This is a genomic window from Paenibacillus sp. JNUCC 35, assembly GCF_058269095.1.
Window position 1 is genome coordinate 2,812,686 of the sequence record NZ_CM177771.1, and the last position, 19,522, is coordinate 2,832,207.

Annotated in this window: 17 protein-coding genes; 14 read left to right on the top strand and 3 right to left on the bottom strand. The window is 51.1% G+C overall.

The window, feature by feature from the left end:
- Nucleotides 1–86: 86 nt before the first annotated feature.
- The 6 genes from AC2TF6_RS12820 to AC2TF6_RS12845 all read left to right on the top strand — a co-directional run bounded on the left by AC2TF6_RS12820 (nt 87) and on the right by AC2TF6_RS12845 (nt 8,530).
- A complete protein-coding gene (locus AC2TF6_RS12820) occupies nt 87–1,070 on the top strand; it encodes an ABC transporter substrate-binding protein (protein WP_491311336.1) in 984 nt (327 codons plus the stop codon).
- 19 nt (nt 1,071–1,089) lie between these two features.
- Nucleotides 1,090–2,739 carry an AraC family transcriptional regulator gene (locus AC2TF6_RS12825; RefSeq protein ID WP_491311337.1) on the top strand — a complete coding sequence of 550 codons (1,650 nt, stop codon included), beginning with the start codon at nt 1,090–1,092 and terminating at the stop codon, nt 2,737–2,739.
- Nucleotides 2,740–2,926: 187 nt separating this feature from the next.
- Complete coding sequence (locus tag AC2TF6_RS12830) at nt 2,927–3,715, top strand: GNAT family N-acetyltransferase (RefSeq protein WP_491311338.1); 789 nt, start codon at nt 2,927–2,929, stop codon at nt 3,713–3,715.
- Nucleotides 3,716–3,892: 177 nt separating this feature from the next.
- Nucleotides 3,893–4,447, top strand: a complete 555-nt coding sequence (locus tag AC2TF6_RS12835) for a GNAT family N-acetyltransferase (protein WP_491311339.1) — start codon at nt 3,893–3,895, stop codon at nt 4,445–4,447.
- A 421-nt stretch (nt 4,448–4,868) separates the two neighbouring features.
- On the top strand, nt 4,869–6,590 hold the full coding sequence (locus tag AC2TF6_RS12840; protein WP_491311340.1) for a proline--tRNA ligase: 1,722 nt from the start codon (nt 4,869–4,871) through the stop codon (nt 6,588–6,590).
- 401 nt (nt 6,591–6,991) lie between these two features.
- Complete coding sequence (locus tag AC2TF6_RS12845; protein ID WP_491311341.1) at nt 6,992–8,530, top strand: ABC-F family ATP-binding cassette domain-containing protein; 1,539 nt, start codon at nt 6,992–6,994, stop codon at nt 8,528–8,530.
- A 144-nt stretch (nt 8,531–8,674) separates the two neighbouring features.
- Here AC2TF6_RS12845 and AC2TF6_RS12850 read toward each other — a convergent pair whose 3' ends face one another.
- Nucleotides 8,675–10,111 carry an MFS transporter gene (locus AC2TF6_RS12850; RefSeq protein ID WP_491311342.1) on the bottom strand — a complete coding sequence of 479 codons (1,437 nt, stop codon included), beginning with the start codon at nt 10,109–10,111 and terminating at the stop codon, nt 8,675–8,677.
- A 435-nt stretch (nt 10,112–10,546) separates the two neighbouring features.
- Entirely contained in the window at nt 10,547–11,047 is a 501-nt protein-coding gene (locus tag AC2TF6_RS12855; RefSeq protein ID WP_491311343.1) for an NUDIX hydrolase, read from the bottom strand.
- 217 nt (nt 11,048–11,264) lie between these two features.
- Between AC2TF6_RS12855 and AC2TF6_RS12860 the strand changes: the two genes are divergently transcribed.
- The 5 genes from AC2TF6_RS12860 to AC2TF6_RS12880 all read left to right on the top strand — a co-directional run bounded on the left by AC2TF6_RS12860 (nt 11,265) and on the right by AC2TF6_RS12880 (nt 15,100).
- Nucleotides 11,265–12,365 (top strand): threonine aldolase family protein, encoded by a 1,101-nt coding sequence (locus tag AC2TF6_RS12860; RefSeq protein WP_491311344.1) that lies wholly within the window; start codon nt 11,265–11,267, stop codon nt 12,363–12,365.
- A 205-nt stretch (nt 12,366–12,570) separates the two neighbouring features.
- On the top strand, nt 12,571–13,251 hold the full coding sequence (locus tag AC2TF6_RS12865; protein ID WP_491311345.1) for a metallophosphoesterase family protein: 681 nt from the start codon (nt 12,571–12,573) through the stop codon (nt 13,249–13,251).
- Nucleotides 13,252–13,529: 278 nt separating this feature from the next.
- Nucleotides 13,530–14,135: a VanZ family protein gene (locus tag AC2TF6_RS12870; RefSeq protein ID WP_491311346.1), complete on the top strand. Its 606-nt coding sequence runs from the start codon at nt 13,530–13,532 to the stop codon at nt 14,133–14,135.
- A 119-nt stretch (nt 14,136–14,254) separates the two neighbouring features.
- Nucleotides 14,255–14,434: a hypothetical protein gene (locus tag AC2TF6_RS12875; protein ID WP_491311347.1), complete on the top strand. Its 180-nt coding sequence runs from the start codon at nt 14,255–14,257 to the stop codon at nt 14,432–14,434.
- Nucleotides 14,435–14,515: 81 nt separating this feature from the next.
- A complete protein-coding gene (locus AC2TF6_RS12880) occupies nt 14,516–15,100 on the top strand; it encodes a YdeI/OmpD-associated family protein (protein ID WP_491311348.1) in 585 nt (194 codons plus the stop codon).
- Between the two features lie 167 nt (nt 15,101–15,267).
- Here AC2TF6_RS12880 and AC2TF6_RS12885 read toward each other — a convergent pair whose 3' ends face one another.
- Nucleotides 15,268–15,813 (bottom strand): DUF6022 family protein, encoded by a 546-nt coding sequence (locus AC2TF6_RS12885; protein WP_491311349.1) that lies wholly within the window; start codon nt 15,811–15,813, stop codon nt 15,268–15,270.
- A gap of 547 nt (nt 15,814–16,360) precedes the next feature.
- On the opposite strand from AC2TF6_RS12885, the gene AC2TF6_RS12890 reads away from it, so the two are divergent.
- The 3 genes from AC2TF6_RS12890 (at nt 16,361) to AC2TF6_RS12900 (ending at nt 18,864) form a co-directional block, all read left to right on the top strand.
- Complete coding sequence (locus AC2TF6_RS12890; RefSeq protein ID WP_491311350.1) at nt 16,361–17,014, top strand: TetR/AcrR family transcriptional regulator; 654 nt, start codon at nt 16,361–16,363, stop codon at nt 17,012–17,014.
- 88 nt (nt 17,015–17,102) lie between these two features.
- Nucleotides 17,103–17,678: an NAD(P)H-dependent oxidoreductase gene (locus tag AC2TF6_RS12895; RefSeq protein ID WP_491311635.1), complete on the top strand. Its 576-nt coding sequence runs from the start codon at nt 17,103–17,105 to the stop codon at nt 17,676–17,678.
- A 124-nt stretch (nt 17,679–17,802) separates the two neighbouring features.
- Entirely contained in the window at nt 17,803–18,864 is a 1,062-nt protein-coding gene (locus AC2TF6_RS12900) for a suppressor of fused domain protein (RefSeq protein ID WP_491311351.1), read from the top strand.
- Nucleotides 18,865–19,522: the final 658 nt, after the last annotated feature.

A 19,522-nucleotide genomic window follows, 5' to 3' on the forward strand; every position in this document is an offset into this window, starting at 1 on the left:
ATTGCGGAAATCTGCGAAAGTGAAGTAGACTAAACCTGCATTGTTGAGAATGATTATCAAAATCATTGATAGGGGCGAAAGGATATATGAGAGAGAAACGTTCGAAGAGGGCCGTGTGGAATCTGCTTCCAGTACTGGCTTTAGCGGCAAGTATAACCGGTTGCGGAGGACAAGGAGAGAGCGTGGAAAAAGCGGCCGTACAGAGCACTCCCGCAGGGGAGAAATCAACGGAAGATAAACGCGTCGTCAAAGATGCTTTCGGTGAAGTTGAAATTCCGGCCAAGCCGAAAAGGGTGGCGGCCATCTACATGGAAGACTACGTAACGGCTCTGGGTGTCACTCCGGTAGTCCAGTGGTATCATCCTAACTGGGGAATTCAGGAATATTTGAAGCTGAATGTGCCGAAGTTTGATATGACCGGAAGCATTGAGGCTCTTTTAGATGCCTCTCCCGATCTGATTGTCGTAGATGGAGGGGCAGACAAAGCCAGATATGACATGTATTCTAAAGTCGCTCCGACTTACCGGCTGCCGGACGAAATGCTGAACGATGCATCCGCTATCCTTAAAACTACGGCGGATCTGCTGGGAATGCCGGATAAGGCAGATACTATTCTCAAGGAATACCGGAAAAAGGTCGACGATGCGAAAACGGCTCTGGAGAAAGCCGTCGGCACTGAAAAGGTGGCCGTGATCCGTTTGAACGTGGGAGAAAAAACGTTTACGCTGTTCGGCATCAACAACCGGTTTATCGGTTCCATTCTGTACCGCGATCTGGGACTTACTCCGCCTCCGATGGTCAAAGAGATGAAGGAGTTCCAGCAAATCATCTCCGAAGAAATGATTCCACAGATTGACGCCGATCATATTATCCTGCTGCCTTCCAACGGCACTTGGGCTTCCGAAGAAAACAAAGAAGCCGTTCAGCTTTTAAAAAGCCCGTTCTGGAAGTCGGTTCCTGCGGTCAAAAAAGGACACGTCTACCAAGTGGAACGTACTCACTGGCAATCCGGCGCCTTTTTGGCTAACGGTATGAAAATAGACGATCTGCTAAAGCTGCTGGTCAAGTAACTCGTGAGGATGAGTGATCATGAATGACAATCAAGACAGACCGTTTGCTCGGCGAGCCTCGTTTTACGAGCTGACCGGTATTAGCCGAGAAACGGCTTCTTCCGGATGGAAACAGGAGGCTGCCGGAGCGGATAGCTACTACGTTATGGCGGTAACCGGCGGAAGCGGCGGCATGGCGCTGAACGGAGGAAGTTATGCCGCGGGGCGCGGGAAGTGCTACCTGGCCGCTCCCGGAAGCGGTGCGTGCATCCAATCGGCTGCAGCGGATTTAAGCTTCTACCTCTTGAAATTCGAAGTCCTGGCTAGGCAAACACTTGGCGAGAAAGCGGCAAGCGACTTCGCGGACGCGGCCGACAGGCGCGACGAGGTGCCCTCCCGGATTCGGGGAGCTGAGCAGGAGAACCTGCTGGAACCGGGCGAAATCGTCTGCCTTTCCTTTGCCTCCTGCGTTACGATGCTGGAGGCGCTGTATGAGCGCCGCCGGCCGGCCGGCGAATTCGAATCGTTCGATTCCTACGTGCGCTTTCAGGAATTTCTCCGCTTCCTCCTGCAGCAGCGCGCTGCCGGCTCCGGCGGCCACGATCCGATGCAGGCGGTGGAACGCTCGATTGCCGTTATCCGGGATAATTACCGGAGCACGCAAACGGTAGAGGGGCTGGCCTCGGCCGCCGGTTTGGACCGCTGGAAGTATTCCCGTCTGTTTAAAGAACGGACGGGAACGACTCCGCTCGATTTTTTGAACCGGATCCGCATCGAACGAACGAAGCGGCTGCTCGTGCTGACCGAGGATCCTTTGTCGGGCATAGCCGGAGATGCCGGTTTCAACAATGAATATTATCTCAACCGGCGGTTTAAGCAGACGGTCGGCATTACGCCGGGACAATACCGGCGCAATCACCGGGAGCATGTCCGGGTGTTCGCTCCGTGCCTGGAAGATTTTTTGCTGGCTCTTGAGATTACGCCGGTTATGCAGTGGTACAGCGAGGGATGGGGAAAACAGGATTATCTGGGCATGGGCGATGTGCCTGTATTCGACGTTTCGGATGGCAGTCTGGAAGGGCTTACGAAGGAGCAGCCCGATTTCATTTTATTGGACGGCGGTACGCATCCTTCCGGCTACAGCCGCCTCGCTCCCACGTATCGGATGGCTCATTCGGGGGAGGACTGGAAATCCACGCTGGATAAAACGGCGGATCTGCTCGGAAAGAAGGGCCGTGTCCGGGACATTATCGGCGAGTACGAAAGTAAGGCGGACAAAGCAAGACAGGCCCTCGAACGCTCCGTTCGCGATCAGACGGTGGCGTTCCTGCGCATTTCAGCCGAGGCCGTTATCTTGTACGGCGGGCCGGAGCAAGGCTACACGGGTCCCGTTCTTTACGGAGATTTAGGACTGACCCCGCACCGTCTCGTCAGCCAATTAACGGGCCGCTCGCGCAGAAGTGTCGCCTTGACTCCGGAATGGCTGGCCAAGCTGGATGCGGATCATCTGTTTGTGACGTTTGACAGGCGCTGGGGACACACGCCCGGAGCCCGTGAAGACAAGCGGCTCGCCCTGCTGCCCGGAGTGCGGAACAACAGCGTCTATGAAGTCGATTTCCTGACTTGGATGAACTACGGCATTCTTTCCCGCGGCAAAAAAATCGACGATGTCTTGAAAGTGCTGGCTTGAGGTTTAACTCAAAACGTGTGGTGTCATTGAAAAAAATGGATATATTCTCTTAATTACCCGGATAGCGCATTCTTACAGGATGCGTCTTTTTTTGCCTCAACCGCGTACTTGATAGACGCCATCCTGTCCGTGCTTTTTTCGCCGGGCTGAGGTAAGCTTAACGTATACGAATCAGGGAGGGGCCGGGATGAACGAACCGGGAATGATTACGCTAAACACCGAGAATATCAGCCGGGAACATATTTGCTGTGCGATATCGGATAAGAAATGCGCCAACGGAGTCCAGTTGAAAAAGGCATGGCTGCAGCAGCGCTTTCAGGAAGGTTTGCGTTTCAAAAAGCTGGATGTCCGGCAGAAAGTATTCATCGAATATATTCCGGCGGAATACGCCTGGTGTCCGGTGGAAGCTCCCGGTTACCTCTATATCAACTGCTTCTGGGTAGCCGGCTCATACAAAGGCAAGGGCTACGGTAAAAAGCTTCTAAGGGAATGCCTGGAGGAAGCGGGCGCGACGAATGGGGCGATAGCGGTAACGAGCCGGACGAAGCGGCCCTATTTATCCGACAAATCTTTTTTTACCCATAACGGATTCGAAGTCTGCGATCAGGCGCCTCCTTATTTCGAGTTAGTCGTGCGGAAATTCAAGAAAAACGCTCCGACACCGAAGTTTAAACAAAGCGTTCATGAGCAGAAAGTGGACGTTGTAAAAGGATTTCAGGTTCTGTACACCGCCCAGTGTCCCTATACGGATCATTACGTGGGAGAGCTTGAGGATTGCGCACGCGAGCGTTCCATTCCGGTTGAAACCAGACGAATCGCATCCACCGGAGAAGCACAATCCGCGCCAACGCCTTACACCAGTTACAGCTTGTTTTATAACGGCCATTTTATCACACACGAGATTTTGACCCGGAGCAAGTTTGAGAAAAATATGGACGGCTGGATACAAAAGTACGGATTGCCGGATGCCGAATAGACGGCCTATTTGCGGCCCGTGGACGAGCTGCCGGAGAAAAAAGCTGCCTGAAAATTCGATTGTGGAGGTTGAAAGATGAAAGAGAACTACGTGTTTCGTTAAGTCCGCGGACCACCGGGTATCCGTTCGTTCCTCATGCTTGTACGGTTGCAAAAACAAACAGTCGGGAGGATGGATATGGATATTCGGATCAGAGAATTAACCGCGGAGGACGAATTCGAGGGCATTGAGGTGGACGGGAGCTTTATCGTCGATTCCGTTCTCGTCCTTACTCTTGAGGAACGGCGGATCGGCTATGCGGTTGAAGAAGTGCCCCGCTATACGAAAAGGTATGCGGACGAGCTGGACGGGGAAACGGAGGACACCGGGTATGCTGGCTATATCGGAAATCCCGATCAGGTCATGTATCTGGCCTGTATGGATAACCGGATCGCAGGTCAAATTCTGCTTAGTAAGAACTGGAACGGGTACGCTTACGTCGAGGACATTAAAGTAGACCCCGCCTACCGAAGATACGGCGTCGGCCGCAGGCTGATTGACCAGGCCAAGAACTGGGCGAGGGCAGGGGGAATGCCGGGGATCATGCTGGAGACGCAAAACAATAACGTCCGGGCCTGCAAATTTTATGAAAGCTGCGGGTTTGTCCTAGGCGGATTCGACTCCTGCTTGTATAAAGGTCTCGACAAACAAAGCAATGAAATTGCGCTGTACTGGTACCTGATATTCGACTAAAATTACGCCTCCCTGAATCGGGCAGATTAACCTGAACCGGTAGTCCGCACCAGGCACAAAGTGAGGCCCTTAGTATGGCCCGCTTGACGGCGGCAAAACTTTCATGTAAATTGATAAAAATAATTACATGTGAAAAGCGTTGAACAAGGATACAGAGTTCAGCGATCGCCGTACAGAGATGAAACCCGCCGGCTGAAAGGTTTCACGAAGCGATTGGACTCTCTCCCGCCTTGCCAGCTGTAACGGAAACCTCATTTGAGGATGCTGGTTAACCGTTACCGGGTCATGCCGTTATCCGAATGAGGATCTCGCACACCTGCGCGGTTGAATTAGGGTGGTAACACGACACATTCGTCCCTGACGGATGTGTCTTTTTGTTTTTTTTACGGGCTTCATCATGATCATACAAGGAGAGGGAACAATGCGCCAAAGCCGATTATTGCTGACAACTTTACGAGAATCTCCAGCGGACGCCGAAGTGATCAGTCACCAGCTCATGCTGCGGGCGGGATTTATCCGCCAACTGGCGGCGGGGATTTATACTTACCTGCCCCTTGGAAGAAGAGTTCTGCGCAAGGCGGAGCAGATCGTACGCGAGGAGATGGATAGGGCCGGGGCCCAGGAGATGCTCATGCCGGTTCTGCAGCCTGCCGAGCTGTGGAAAGAATCGGGAAGATACTCGGTGTACGGCCCGGAATTGATGCGCCTGAACGACCGGCACGACCGGGAATTCACGCTGGGACCGACACATGAGGAAGTCATTACTTCGATCGTGCGGGGGGAAATAAACTCTTACCGCAAACTGCCGGTCACGCTCTATCAGATCCAGACGAAATTCCGAGATGAGCGGCGTCCCCGTTTCGGCCTGCTGCGCGGACGCGAGTTTCTCATGAAAGACGCCTATTCCTTCGATACCGATTGGGAAGGGTTGGATGAATCGTACCGGCAGATGTTTCAAGCTTACAACCGGATACTAACGCGTTGTGAAGTAAACTTCCGTGCAGTCGAGGCCGATGCGGGTGCGATAGGCGGAGAAGGCGGCACCCATGAATTTATGGCGCTGGCCGATATCGGGGAAGATACGATTGCGGCTTGCACCGTTTGTGAATATGCGGCTAATCTGGAACAAGCGGAATCACGGACCGTGCGGACGGATTCCGTCGAACGATCGGAGGAAAAGGCCGTTAAGTTTCATACGCCCGACATCCGCACGATCGGTCAGCTCGTTCAGTCGCTGGGCATTCGTCCTTCCGATATCATGAAAACGATTGTTTATACGGCAGATACCAGACCCATCGCCGTTGTCGTAAGAGGTGACCGGGAAGTGAACGAGATTAAAGTGAAAAATTATCTCCGGGCCGGTGATCTCTCTATAGCGGATTCAGAAGCCGTGGAGGAAGCAACCGGCGCACCTGCGGGTTTTGTCGGGCCTTTGGGCTTGAACATTCCCCTCCTGGTCGATGAAGAGGTCCTCGGCATGGCGTTTGGAATCGCAGGGGCCAACGAAGCGGACTATCATTACAGAAACCTCAATCCGGGCCGTGACTTGGCGGATTCGGAAGTCGGCGATTTCCGTCAAGCGGCAGAAGGAGACAGATGTCCGCGTTGTACCGAAGGCGTGCTGAAATTATCGCGCGGGATTGAAATCGGGCATGTATTTAAATTGGGCACGAAGTACAGCGATAAACTGGAAGCGTCTTTCCTGGACGCGGCCGGCAAAAGCACCCGCATGATAATGGGCTGTTACGGAATCGGCGTTTCCCGTATTCTTTCCGCCGTGATCGAGCAGAATCATGATACGAACGGCATCATCTGGCCCCTGGCTCTGGCGCCCTATCAGGTTCATCTCATTCCGGTCTCTATCAAAGACGACGTTCAAGTTCAAGCGGCGAATGACATTTACCGGCGTCTTCAAGAGAACGGGATCGAGGCGCTGATGGATGACAGAGACGAACGCCCCGGTGTTAAATTCAAGGATTCGGATTTGATCGGGATTCCATTCCGCATTGTGATCGGCAAAGACGCCGGGCAAGGCAAGGTGGAGTTTGTAGAACGCAGAAGCGGGTTGAAAGAAACCATCCCCCTCCAAGCTGCTTGCGAGCGCATTCTCGATCAGGTTCGTTTATCCAAACCCACGTATTGACAAGGGTGCAAGAGCGTTATAAAATAGCTCCAAATGAAAGGGAGTATTCCACATGAACCGCTGGGAAACTGAAAAACGATATCCAAAACGCTGCTCCGAACAATCGGAACCAAACGATGAAACGTTGTCCGGAGCTTAATCGAGAAGCGAAACGCTTTTCATTCATCGGCTGATAGCTTTCAAATTTCGCATGAAACCTTCGTGCTTATTTGGGCTGCTGTCCGCCGGTTAGATTAAGGCTGCAGACAATATTTTGTCTGCAGCCTTTTGTGATACCTTGTTCAGTTTCCGGCTGAAGATCGTATTGCTGTATTTGCACGCAAAATACAGAAAGCAGAAGGCTTGTGCCGTATCGGCGCAATCTTTCTGCTTTTTTTTATGAGGAAAAGGAGAAGACATACATGAGCTTACTGGAGATTACGGGCATGTCCCACTCGTTCGGAGACAGAACGTTATATAAACAGGTCGATTTTGAATTGTTCAAAGGGGAACACTTGGGTGTCGTCGGGCAGAATGGCACAGGAAAAAGCACCCTGCTGGGCATTTTAACGGGAAAAATGATACCCGATGAGGGAACGGTCCGATGGCAGTCGAACATCCGGATCGGTTATCTCGACCAGTACGCCGTCATCGACGGAAACCGGACAATAGGGGAGTATTTGAAAACGGCTTTTGCCTCCCTGTTCGAACTGGAAACGAAAATGAACGCCCTCTATGAAGAGAGCGCAAGCACCGGAATGGAAGAACCGCTGCTCAAAGCCGCACACTATCAGGAAGAGCTGGAGAGGCTGCAATTTTATGAGGTGGACAGTACAATTCAGAAGGTCGTGAACGGACTGGGGCTGAGCGCCATCGGTATCGGCCGTCCCATTCAAGAATTGAGCGGAGGGCAGCGGGCCAAGGTCATTCTGGCAAAGCTTCTTCTGGAAAAACCGGATGTGCTGCTGCTCGACGAGCCTACGAATTTTCTCGATAAAGAACATGTCAGCTGGTTGGCGGATTATTTAACGTCCTTAACTAACGCTTTTGTCGTGATTTCGCATGATGCTGCCTTTCTCGATAAAATCACGACCGGCATCTGCGATATAGAAGGCGGATCGATCAAAAAATACCCGGGCAAATATTCGCATTTCCTCCGGCAAAAGGAGCATTTACGGGAGGATCATATCCGGCAGTACAACGCCCAGCAGAAAACGATTCAAAGGACAGAGGCGTATATCCGTAAAAATAAGGCCGGAGTTAACTCCAGAATCGCCCGCGGACGCCAAAAACAGCTGGATAAAATCGAGCGGATCGAGGCGCCTGCTTTTGTCGCGAGGCCGTTCATCCGCTTTGGGGAACTGCCGCTGGGGTCTCAGACGGCTCTTCGTGTAAACGAACTGGAAGCCGGGTATGCGGCGCCTCTGCTGCCCAAGTTAACTTTTGCCGTCAGAAGCGGGGAAAAGATCGTCATCACCGGATTTAACGGGATCGGAAAATCCACGCTGCTCAAAACGCTCATGCGAAGGATTCCGGTTATTTCCGGCGGATTCCGTTTTGGGGAACATGTTAAGACCGGCTACTATGAGCAGGACTTGATCTGGGAAGACGACGCTCTGACACCGGTTCGGTTTATAGCGGACTGTTATCCGCAGCTGAACAACAAAGAAATCCGGCGTCATTTGGCACAATGCGGAGTAAATGAAACGAGAGCTTCCCAAACACTTCGTACGCTAAGCGGAGGGGAGCAGTCGAAAGTGAAACTGTGCGGTTTACTGCTTTCGCCCTGTAATGTGCTCATCATGGACGAACCGACCAATCATCTGGATGCGGAAGCGAAAGACGCTTTGCGCGACGCCTTGATTCACTTCGGCGGCACCCTTATTCTGGTGTCTCATGAACAGAAATTTTATGAGGGATGGGTGGACCGGGTTCTCGAAATCGGCAGCCGGAAGGGCTGATTGGATGAGGAAGGTTATACGCGTCCCATCGTAACCAGTTTTGTAGGAAAGAAAAGCACCGGGAAGCGGGCCGTTTTCGTTTGGCCCGAATGTCCCGGTGCTTTTTTGTCTGGAAGAGAATGAAAACATGCAGAGCTGCTTTAATTAACGTGAAGTTTTACTCGAATTTTTCTGTTTGCCGCTCTGCAGACCGGCTGAAAACACAAGCGCGATAATCACTGCGGCAGCTATGGCCAGAAAAGCATCGGAGTAAGGAGCGGCGTCCAGAACATAGAACGGGTTCAGCGGATCTTGCGCGGCTTCTTTACGCGCCGCCAGAAAGGCTCCGATAACGGAAGCGCCTGTTCCGGCCCCGAGGAATAAGGCCCCTTGGAAGATTCCGAGCCCCGCGCCGAGCTGTTCGTTTTCGAGCGTACTTGCAGCGGCGTTGTTCGCCGGCGAATTCGTAAAGGCGACGCCGAAGCCCAGCCCGAGCATTCCGGCCGAAGCCAACAGAGGAGAACTCCCCGCTGCAAAAGTGGAAATGAACAAAAGCGAAATGCCCATGACCGAAAGTCCGGCGGTGACGGGTATTTTAGCTCCGATCCGGTCGGAAAGACGGCCGGCCGCAGGGGAAAAGACGGCTACAGCCGCGGCACCCGGCAGGAGGACAAGTCCGGCTGCCCCGGGGGAGAGGCCGTTGACTTCGACGATCAGAAGCGGCACGAAGACGAGCGACGAGACGTAAGCGAACATCGTGAAGAACCCTGCCAAGACTGCCGCCATGTAGCTTTTGTTTGCTAACAAGGCAGGTGGAAGGAACGGGTGCTCCGCCGTGAAAATTCGCCAGATGAAGGCGGCTGTCATAAGACTAGCCCCTGCCAGACTGCCCCAGGAGGATAACGACGAGAATCCCTCCGCCTGTCCCTGGGTGACGCCGAAAAGGAATAAACCCGCCGCCAGGCCGAACATGATCCCGCCAAGCAGATCGAAACGGCGTTCTTTTGCGGTTTCGGTTCCGGGACGTCCGCCCGGGAGCACATAAAGAGCGCAGGGAAGAAGCGCCAGCAGCAGCACAAGAGTGATCCAGAAGAGCGCGGGCCAGCCGAACATTTGACCGACAAGACCGCCGAAGATCGGCCCGACTGCCGTTCCGATGCCAATGCTGCCTGCAAGGATGCCGAGTGCGGCGCCTCTGCTTCCGGACGGAAGAACCCGGGAGACCGTGATGACGGAAAGGACCGGAATGGCCGCGGAGCCCGCCCCTTGCAGCATACGGCCCAGTACCAAAACCAGAAGGGTAGGAGCGGCTGCGCAGACGAGGCTTCCGACCGCAAATATCAGGAGAGCAAGCGGATAAAGTCTCCGTAAACTGAAAAAGTCCGAAATGCGGCCGTAGAACGGGACACCGATGGCGATCACGAGCAGAACCCCGGTGACTACCCAGCCTGCCTGAGCTTCGGAAGCTCCGAAATCTTTGCCGATGAGAGGCAGAACCGGATTGACCATATCGGCTGTCATACAGGCCACGAATAAGGAGAAGACAAGTACAAGCAGCAGGGGAAGCTGCCGGGCTCTTTTAGTATGGGTTTGAACGTTCATTTATGTTTACCTCCTAAAATTAAAGTGGGTTCAATCTTAGGAGGGGTATCCCATGTTTTATTTATCACGAACAGTCACCTCCCTTCAGGCAGAAGAACAAGGGCAAAAAAGTACGCAAAAAAGACGCCTCAACAAACCGGCGCCAAGTCGTTGCGTGTTGAATTAAAATCTGCTAGTTAATCAGAAACGTCCATTCACTTTGCAGATTCCATTACGCGAGGCAAAAAGCATCCGGCGGTTGTAACTATGAAATTTCGTTTTAACACTGTACGAAAAAAGGCAGACTGATCCCGTCAGAGACTGATCTCCGGATTTTTTGATTTTATTTTTTACCGGAACGAAAATCGTTTCCATCGCTCTTTGCCTCCTTTCCTGCGTGATTGACTCTAATAGTATTCGATAACGCTTAGAAAAACAACTGGACTTACAGCCTCGTTACATAAGATTTTTCAAATAATCATCCTTCCACTGAAAATAAACTTCGTTATTTTCCTTTTGCGAAAACAAATGCTTAGGGTATGGCAAGGCCAGTTCAGGCATCTGTTCCGGGCTGAAATAACGAAGTTCGGCTGTTTCGCTGTCTAAGGGATTCAAGGTGCCGGATTGAACGACGCAATCGAACATCAAAATGTTATATTCCACTTTATGGCCGTTCGGATATTGATAGCGGTATTCCTTTCCGCCGAATACGCCTATCAACTTGTTCGGGAAAACATATAATCCCGTTTCTTCGCGCACTTCGCGAACTATCGCTTCGGCAGGCGTCTCGCCAAGTTCAATAGCTCCTGCGGGCAGACTCCATTTCTCGCCGTTTCCTTTGTTTTGTAATAAGATTTTTCCCGACTCATTACGAATAATTCCAGCAACGCTTGGCACGAAGATCCATTCACTGCCCACTTTTTCTCGCAGATTTCTATAATAATCGGACATTCCCATTTCAACTACCACCTTAAATTTTTTATGCGAAACAGTAGTATTCGTTCTTGATTAGGAACTTCCTTCTTATATATCTAACCCTATTGCTTATCAACGAAAAAAGGACGCGGGGCTAATCTATATGAAAAACGTCGTTTGCTTCTGCAAAAATCAATATCTTTGACGGACGGGATTTAGTATGCTAATAGACAAGACTTTACCGTAGGGGGGATGCTGGTTGAACGATAAAGAATCTTTGAAAGAGGCCTTTAAACGGGCGCCTTATCCGCTGGGCGGCAACGGGCCTCGGGATATCGGAATCTTGAAGCGGGTCTTTGACGAGATTGAGGGAACGCTGGAAAGTGACGTTTACGGAGCGGGGACGCTGATTGAGGAGTTTCAAAGCAAAATAGCCGCCTATCTGGGCAAGGAAACGGCCGTGTTTTTCCCGAGCGGAACGATGGCGCAGCAAATTGCGCTAAGAATCTGGTGCGATGAAAAAGGAAGCAGGCGGGTCGCGTATCATCCGCTCTGTCACCTGGAAATACACGAGGAAGACGGCTTGAAGGAGCTGCACCGCATAGAGCCGGTTTTGCTGGCCGACAAGGACCGGCTGATTACACTTGAGGATGTGAAGCAGTTAGACGGGGAAATTTCCTGTCTGCTTCTGGAGCTGCCGCAGCGGGAAATCGGCGGCCAACTGCCGGCATTCGAAGAGCTGGAGGCCATTTCGGCTTACTGCCGCGAAAGAGGCATTAAGCTTCATTTGGACGGGGCGAGATTGTTCGAAATTACGCCTTACTACCAAAAATCGGCCGCTGAGATAGGTGCGCTGTTTGACAGCGTGTACGTGTCCTTTTACAAAGGAATCGGCGGAATTGCAGGAGCCGTACTGGCGGGCGGCCGTGATTTTACGGAGCGGTCCAAAGTGTGGAAAAGACGCCACGGCGGCGATCTGATTAGTCTTTACCCGTACATAATCACGTCGGATTATTATTTCGACCGGCGAATCGGCAGGATGGCACAGTACTTCGAGGAAGCGAAGGAACTCGCCGCTTTCTTCAATGACTGCGAGGGCGTTTATACTAGACCCGCGGTTCCGGTGTCCAACATGTTCCATATCCATTTTAAGCTGCCGGAAACGGCAATTCTTCCGATCCTCACCGCAGTATCCGAGGCCACGGGGGTAGGATTGGCTTCTTGGCTGCATGAACGTGAAGAAGGAACCTGCTACACCGAGATCAGCGTGGGTGACCGGTACGAGAATGTGCCCAAAGACAAGATCCGGGAAGCATTCCGCCTGCTGAAGGAGAAGTTGGAAGCGGCGTTATCCACGTAAGCGGAGCAGTCCGGTTAGATGTCGGGTCCTTCCTAATCCTGTCCGGCATGTGGAGAGGATGGATGGAAGGAAGGACTTAATCGCACAGCCGAAGCATGGATATTAATTAATGATATTAATCATTTGATGTATTTAATCTCATTAACTATTTCGTGGAATCATTTTTCATCCGTCTGTCATCTATACACACGAAAGAAGGAACGATATGAAACGAACGCTGGTCGTCAGTGACATACATGGGGAAATAGACAAATTTACAAGGCTGCTGGAAAAGGTGAGCTACAATCCCCGGCAGGATCAGTTGATTTTGCTCGGCGATTATGTGGATAAGGGGCCCGATTCCAGAAGAGTGGTGGAGAAGGTGATGCAGCTTCACCGGGAAGGCGCGATCGTCCTCAAAGGGAACCACGATCATATGATGGTCAAATCGTTCGAACGGGACCCTGTATTCATCGAACGCTGGTTCCGGAATGGGGCACGTGCAACATTAACCAGCTATGAACATGCGGGGGCCGCTTCGGAAGCTCCTGCTCCCGAAACATTGGAGCTTACGCCTCTGCTGGAGGAACACCTTTCCTTTTTGGGCGGCCTTCAAACCTATTATGAAACCGAAGATACCATTTTTGTTCATGCCGGGGTGCATCCTTCGACTTCGCTTGCAGAGACGGATGCTTATGTGCTGATGTGGATCCGCGACGAGTTTCACAAGGGCTACCGGGGTGAGAAAACGGTCGTGTTCGGGCACACCATAACGGAAACCCTTCACGGCAAGCGGGATGTTTATTTCGGCGACAACAACATCATCGGAATCGACGGCGGAGCCGTATACGGAGGGGTGCTGCACTGCCTCGAGCTGCCGGGCCGGAACGTCTATTCCGTCTACTAAAGAACCTTTTGCACCGGAAAATGATTCTTGAAAAAACGTACTCGCGAAGCGAGAGGACCTCTTAAAAAACCGTTCAGTTTCTGAACGGTTTTTTTCTTTTCTAAACGATTGTATAGAGGAAAGTAACAATTCCTTAATAAAGGCTTTATTTTTCGTTTCGGAATGAAAGCCGCCCTTCGTTGTATAATGCAAACAAACGTCTCCTGTAGACCGATTCATTATCGAAGAACTGCATGTGCGGCCGCTAATTTGCAGACAAGAAAGGATTATACCCACCCATGTATCAAGGTAAGCTGCGTAAAATGACTCTCCTCTTGTTAGGCTTATACACCGGATTGATTTTCTATTTCTTATATATCGGATTTAACCGCAGTTCGCATCTTGCAGATCGGGGCATGCGCTGCAATCTGACTCTGCACGGAATTCCGCTTCATTTTCCGATGGGCAGAGACTTTCAAAGCTGGTTTTTCGAATTCGGCAACTTTGCCGCTTTTGTTCCTTTCGGGCTGCTCATTCCGCTCTTGTTCCGCTGCAAATTCGTCCCGTTTATTGTGTGTTTCCTGGTGTCGATCACGTTTCTAGAAACTTTGCAAATGCTTACCCGCTTAGGCGCTTTCGATATCAACGACATCGTGATTAATACGTTAGGAGCTGCCGTAGGCTTCTGGGCGCAGCGCTTAGTTCCCGGCAGCCGGGACAGTTTGCAGGGCATGGTCCGGCTTGTTTTGATGACGATCCTCCTTTCGGCCGGTACGGTTGCCGCTGTCGGAGGGATGAATGATTCGATGGAAAAAGGACGCGGCAGCTACCTTTTCAAGACGCAGGAGTCTCCGTCACACAATGTGGTGCTGTATCACGACGTTCAGCCGCAGAGGGCTGAATAAGCCGTGCTATAAGAATTCCTCAGCCGAGGTAGGGAATCGATCAGCAGAGGCGAGGAGGCAAGTTTACTAACTGGAACGGAATTCCCGTCCGGCACTTTCCATTCCTCAGCGATATTCACTTGGAACATATGCTGGCTCTGTTCCGGATGGGAACGACGATTTTTCCGCCGGTGCCGGCCTTTTATAACCATCCTCAAAATATCGAAGATCTTATCCGGCATATCGTGATCCGGACAATCGATCAGTTGGGCGTATCCTTGCCTGCGGCCAAAAGATGGGGCGGTATGAAGGAAGCTTGACCCGCATTGAATCAAACCTTCTCTTGACGTATAGTTGAACTATCTTGCATAACTATCCAGGACAGGGAGGAAGCGGAACCCATGAGCAAGAAAGCGCCCGAGCTGCCGGTTCTTTGTTTTGAGAATCAAGAAGCGTTTGAGATTTGGCTCGAAAGCAATCATGAAGCATCGCCCGGAATCCTTCTACAAATCGCGAAAAAAAATGCCCGCCTTGTGACGGTTTCTTATCAGGAAGCCCTCGAAAGCGCGCTCTGTTACGGATGGATCGACAGCCAGAAGAAAACATTCGACGACCAGTCGTGGCTTCAGCGGTTTACGCCGCGCGGGGCCAGAAGCATCTGGTCCAAGGTGAATAAAGACAAAGCGGAGCAGCTCATCGCGGACGCGAGAATGAAGCCGGGGGGCCTCAAGGCGATTGAAGACGCCAAGCGCAGCGGTCAGTGGGACAAGGCTTACGAACCGCAAAGCAGCGGCGCCGCGCCGGAAGATTTTGCCGCCAGGCTGGAGCTTAATGCCCGGGCTAAAGCGTTTTACGACACGTTAAACAAGCAAAACAAGTTTGCGATCCATTTTAGAATCCAGAATGTTAAAAAGCAGGAAACCCGGGAAAAACGCATTTTACAGTTTATCGAAATGCTTGAACGGGGCGAAAAAATTTATCCCTGATCGGGCGTGAGCCGTAAATCTGCGGCTTATATCGAAAACAGCTTAATTGCTGTTATAAATAAGAGCCGGCGAAATGCGGACAAGCCGCCGAAGAAGACTGAGAGAATCAGTCTTCTTTTTTTAGGATACCTCGAATAGCTTGACCTCTGACGGCTCGTCAGCCTTGTTTACTGCTCCAGGCTGCGCAAATAATTCTCATACTCGACGCTGAATTCGAGCGCTTGTTTGAAATCGGAGGACAAGCGGGACAAGGCTTCTACGATGTCCTGCTGCCTCGTCTCGGTAAGCGCGATAATTCCCGGCCGGCGGGGAATACGAAACCGGGTATGGTCATGGTAAGTAAGGGTGACAATCGTTCCGACAGGCGGACCCTCGGTTGGATGAAGCGTACTCCACATCCAGCGCTCCTGATCGCTTTGGTCCGGATTCCGTCCCCATTCGCGGGAAATATCGAAATTACCCGGCAGGCGGGGTTCCGGCCGCAGTCCGGCTTCATTTAGCTGACGGTGTACCGGCAGGAAGAGCAGGTTCAAGTATGTTCCGTAAGCCGGATCTCCCGCTTCCGCGTAAGCTTTCAGCAGCCTGTCGTTCTCTTTAACCAGAATCTCCTGCCAGTTCTGGCGAACATGAGATTCAATAAAGGCGGCGACGGCCCCAATCTTGTTTTGCGGCTGTTCTTTCAAGAAATCGCTTAATGCTTCGGTTGTAGGCATTTAGGTGTAAACTCCCTTCCTGTTAACCATTTTATGGAATGCAATTTCATCTTACAACATGCATGCAAATGATAAACTTACCTTCACAAAGCAGGCTGCTGAAGCCGGTTTAGGCGTGAAACATTAGCAAGTGCTTTAAGCGGGTACATGATTATATGACAGCGCATCCGAATTCCTTATTGAATAGAATACGGGGAAAATAGTTTGCCAGACTATGGAACACATGCTATGTTGATAATGATTATCAATATCAATTAAAAAATAGGAGTGAATCTAGTTGCGCAAATCTGTCCGGATATATACGTTTCCGAAGGGCGACACGTTCAATGACCCGGTATCGCTTGAAGCGGAGCTGAAATTCATATCGGAAAGTCTGCTTTCCGTGAAATAACCGCCGCACATCCGGAAGAGACGGCCATACACCTGATAACCGAGAGCCTGGCGCTTGTCGGGTGTATGCTTGTCGAGGCGGGCGCCGGTTGACAACACCGTTTTATTTTTTCTATAATGGCATGGATTTTAAAGACGGAACTAAAGGTGAAGCGGCATGTCTCCACGTACTAAAGAACAAAACGAAGCGATCCGGAATCAGCGCAAACAAGAAGTGCTGCAGGCGGCTGTTCAGGTCTATGTCGAGAAAGGCTATGCGGCGGCCGAAATGGGGGATATAGCGGATTGGGCGGGACTCGCTCACGGTCTCGTTTATTATTATTTCAAAAACAAGAAAGCATTGTTCCGCGAGCTTTACGAAACCATGATGGAAGAGTCCAAACACTTTACGAAATCTTATTTTGAGCAAAAGGGGTCCGTATCGGACCTGTTCGAGAGTTATGCCCGGGTCGTCTGCGAGCGGGTTAGGGTTAATCCCGTGATCCCGCGTTTTTACATGCGGATTAGTTTGGATGTGCATCATTTGTATACGCCGGAGGAATTCTCTCCGTTTTCGTGGGTGAGAAGCTTTTTGCAGGAGATGACTCAGGCCATTGAAAAAGGGATCGGAGAAGGCACGATTCGGCCGGGTAATTCCGATCTTATGGCGAGACAATTCTGGGGAGCCGTGTCGCAAGGGATGAATTACTTGGATCAGGCCCAGCAGGAATGGATGGCAAACGGCATGCCGGAGACGGAAAAGAAGGAACAATGGGAGAAGGCTTTGAATCAGGTGGTGGAGTCGTCCGTTTCCATCTTAAGGCTGCGCTAATTTTTTTTATTTTAATATTGACTTATAACTCAATCAAAAATAAAATGTGGGAAAGGAGAGTGATGTTTGTCTGAAAACGCTAGTCGTCGTGGCTCATCCGAATTTGCAGCAGTCCCGCGTTAACAAACGATGGGTGGAGGAATTGAGAAAACATTCCGGCGAGGTTACCGTGCATGAACTGTACGATTCGTATCCGGAGAAGGTATTGGATACCGGACGGGAGCAGGCTTTGCTGGCGGAATGTGAACGTCTCGTGCTGCAGTTTCCGTTTCAATGGTACAGCACACCGCCGCTTCTGAAGCAGTGGCTCGATGAAGTGTTCACAACGGCGTGGCTGTTCGGTCCGGGCGGTAAAGCCGTTGCCGGAAAAGAACTCCTGCTCGCCGTTTCTATCGGGGGAGCGGAGGAGACTTACGAGGCAGGCGGACTGATCGGGTATACGATCAGTGAATTGACTCGCCCTCTGCAAGCTTTTGCCAATCAGATCGGCATGACGATGCTTCCGCACTTCAAATTTCACGGTGCGAATCAGGCGGCGGACGAACAGATCGAGAGCAGCGCGGAACGATACATCCGGCATATCTTGACTCCCGAGCTTGATCCCCGGATTGCCCGGCAGAGAATGCTTAACGAAATGAAACAGAAGATGCAGGCCTCCCTGTAAAAAACAAAGCCGATGCTCCTCACATGGGGAACTTCGGCTTATGTGACGTTCGGATTCCGGGAGAGTATAATGGGAATGGTTGGTACCAAACAGACACAGGGTGAGAACTCGGGAGGAATCGGACATGAGCACAGAACCGAATACGGCGGGCTGGGACGCCATTGACAAGGAATTCGTAAAGCTTTACGGAGATCAGGAACCGAAACATTACGGTACGCTTATCTCCTATGCGCTGGGGGGACCGGATCCGCTGGATGGAATCAGTGCGTACAAAACGGACGAGCCTGCCCCGCATTGGCATTTCGTAACGTTCGGATTTTCGGAACTTTACGATAAGGAATCCGATCATCCGGAAGAGAGCGGCTACGGATTCGAATTGACGTTTCGGCTGGACCGCGGGGCAGAAGAGGAAGAGCCACCGGCTTGGGCGATCAACCTGCTGCAAAATATGGGGAGATACGTATTCAACAGCGGCAATATTTTCCGGTCGGGCGATTACATGGACGCCAACGGTCCGATTTGCCTCGATTCCGATACCCGGCTGACCGCTCTGGCTTTCATCCAGGATCCGGAGCTTCCTGCAATCGATACGCCTAACGGGCGGGTGGAGTTTATCCAGATGGTCGGAATTACGAGAGATGAGCTGGAAGCCATGCAAACCTGGAATACGCTTGGTATGCTGTCCGCCTGTTTGCCGTATATGCCGGACTACATAACGAATTTATCGCGGGATTCTCTGCTTAAAGTGGAAGCCGTTTCCGAAGCCGCCGAGAAAGGAATGCGGGAAGACGGCTCCAATACCGGCTTTTTGTTTGTGGATCAGCTCGATTGGGAGCCGGGGAAAAAAGGCTGGCTGAGCAAAACTCCCGCAGCGCTGACGCTGGGGGCCAAACAAGCCGGCATGATCGGCAAGCTGCTGCAAGGGCGGATTTTGAAAGGAAAGGACCTCACTCTCGTGGGACCGGAAGTCCGCGTGATCTTTAAAGCGGGAGAAAAGCCGGAGTGTGCGGCCGGAGAAGGCGAGGTCCGGATCATTCTCGATGAGAAGGCTGCCGGCGAGCTGAGCAGAGGCTTAATGCCTAAAGAAAGCGTGCTTGAGATTCCGTCCTTACAGGGAACGGTCATTCGCATCGTGAAAACAAACATTAAGGACAGCGAAGGAAACGTAGTGGAAGTTATCGGCTGACTTAAGGCTGCAAATACAGGATTAACGGACTATATCGCACGGAGATCAGGGCCTGGAAACGGGCCTTTTTTTGTCGAAAGTAAAAGTGAAAACGGTTCCTTACGAATGGTAGACACGATACCCATTTGTTTAAGGAGCCGTTTTTTGTGCAGCTGAAAAAACAGGAAATACCGTAGGTCATAGGAGCATGCAGGCAATCGGCTCTATCTGCTTCTTATCCGAAATGAACCTGTGCAACGAGATTTCACGGATTTAAGACCCTGCATATAATGCGTTGAGACTATAAGCAGCTAATTTTTTACCGGTTATTGTCATAAAATGCCGATTAGGACACCGGCAAGCGTTAGGTACGAAAGAAGCAGAAGAGAATGACCCGGTTGAAAATTCAGACCTATTCGTTGTGACTCAAGCCTTATTTCCTGCAAAATGAGCAACCGAAATACGGATTGTGCGTAGAAGCTGAAGAAAAGAAAATCCAAATATAGGAAATATGCATATATTTATGGTTTATATATCATTCATTTTAGTTCTAAAACAAAATTAAAAACCATTTAATTTCCAAAAATGGTAGTTGACATTTAATTTTGGTAATTATAGGATGTAAATGTATCCATAAATAACACATTATGGAAATTGTAGTCGATTAATAGACTTTAAA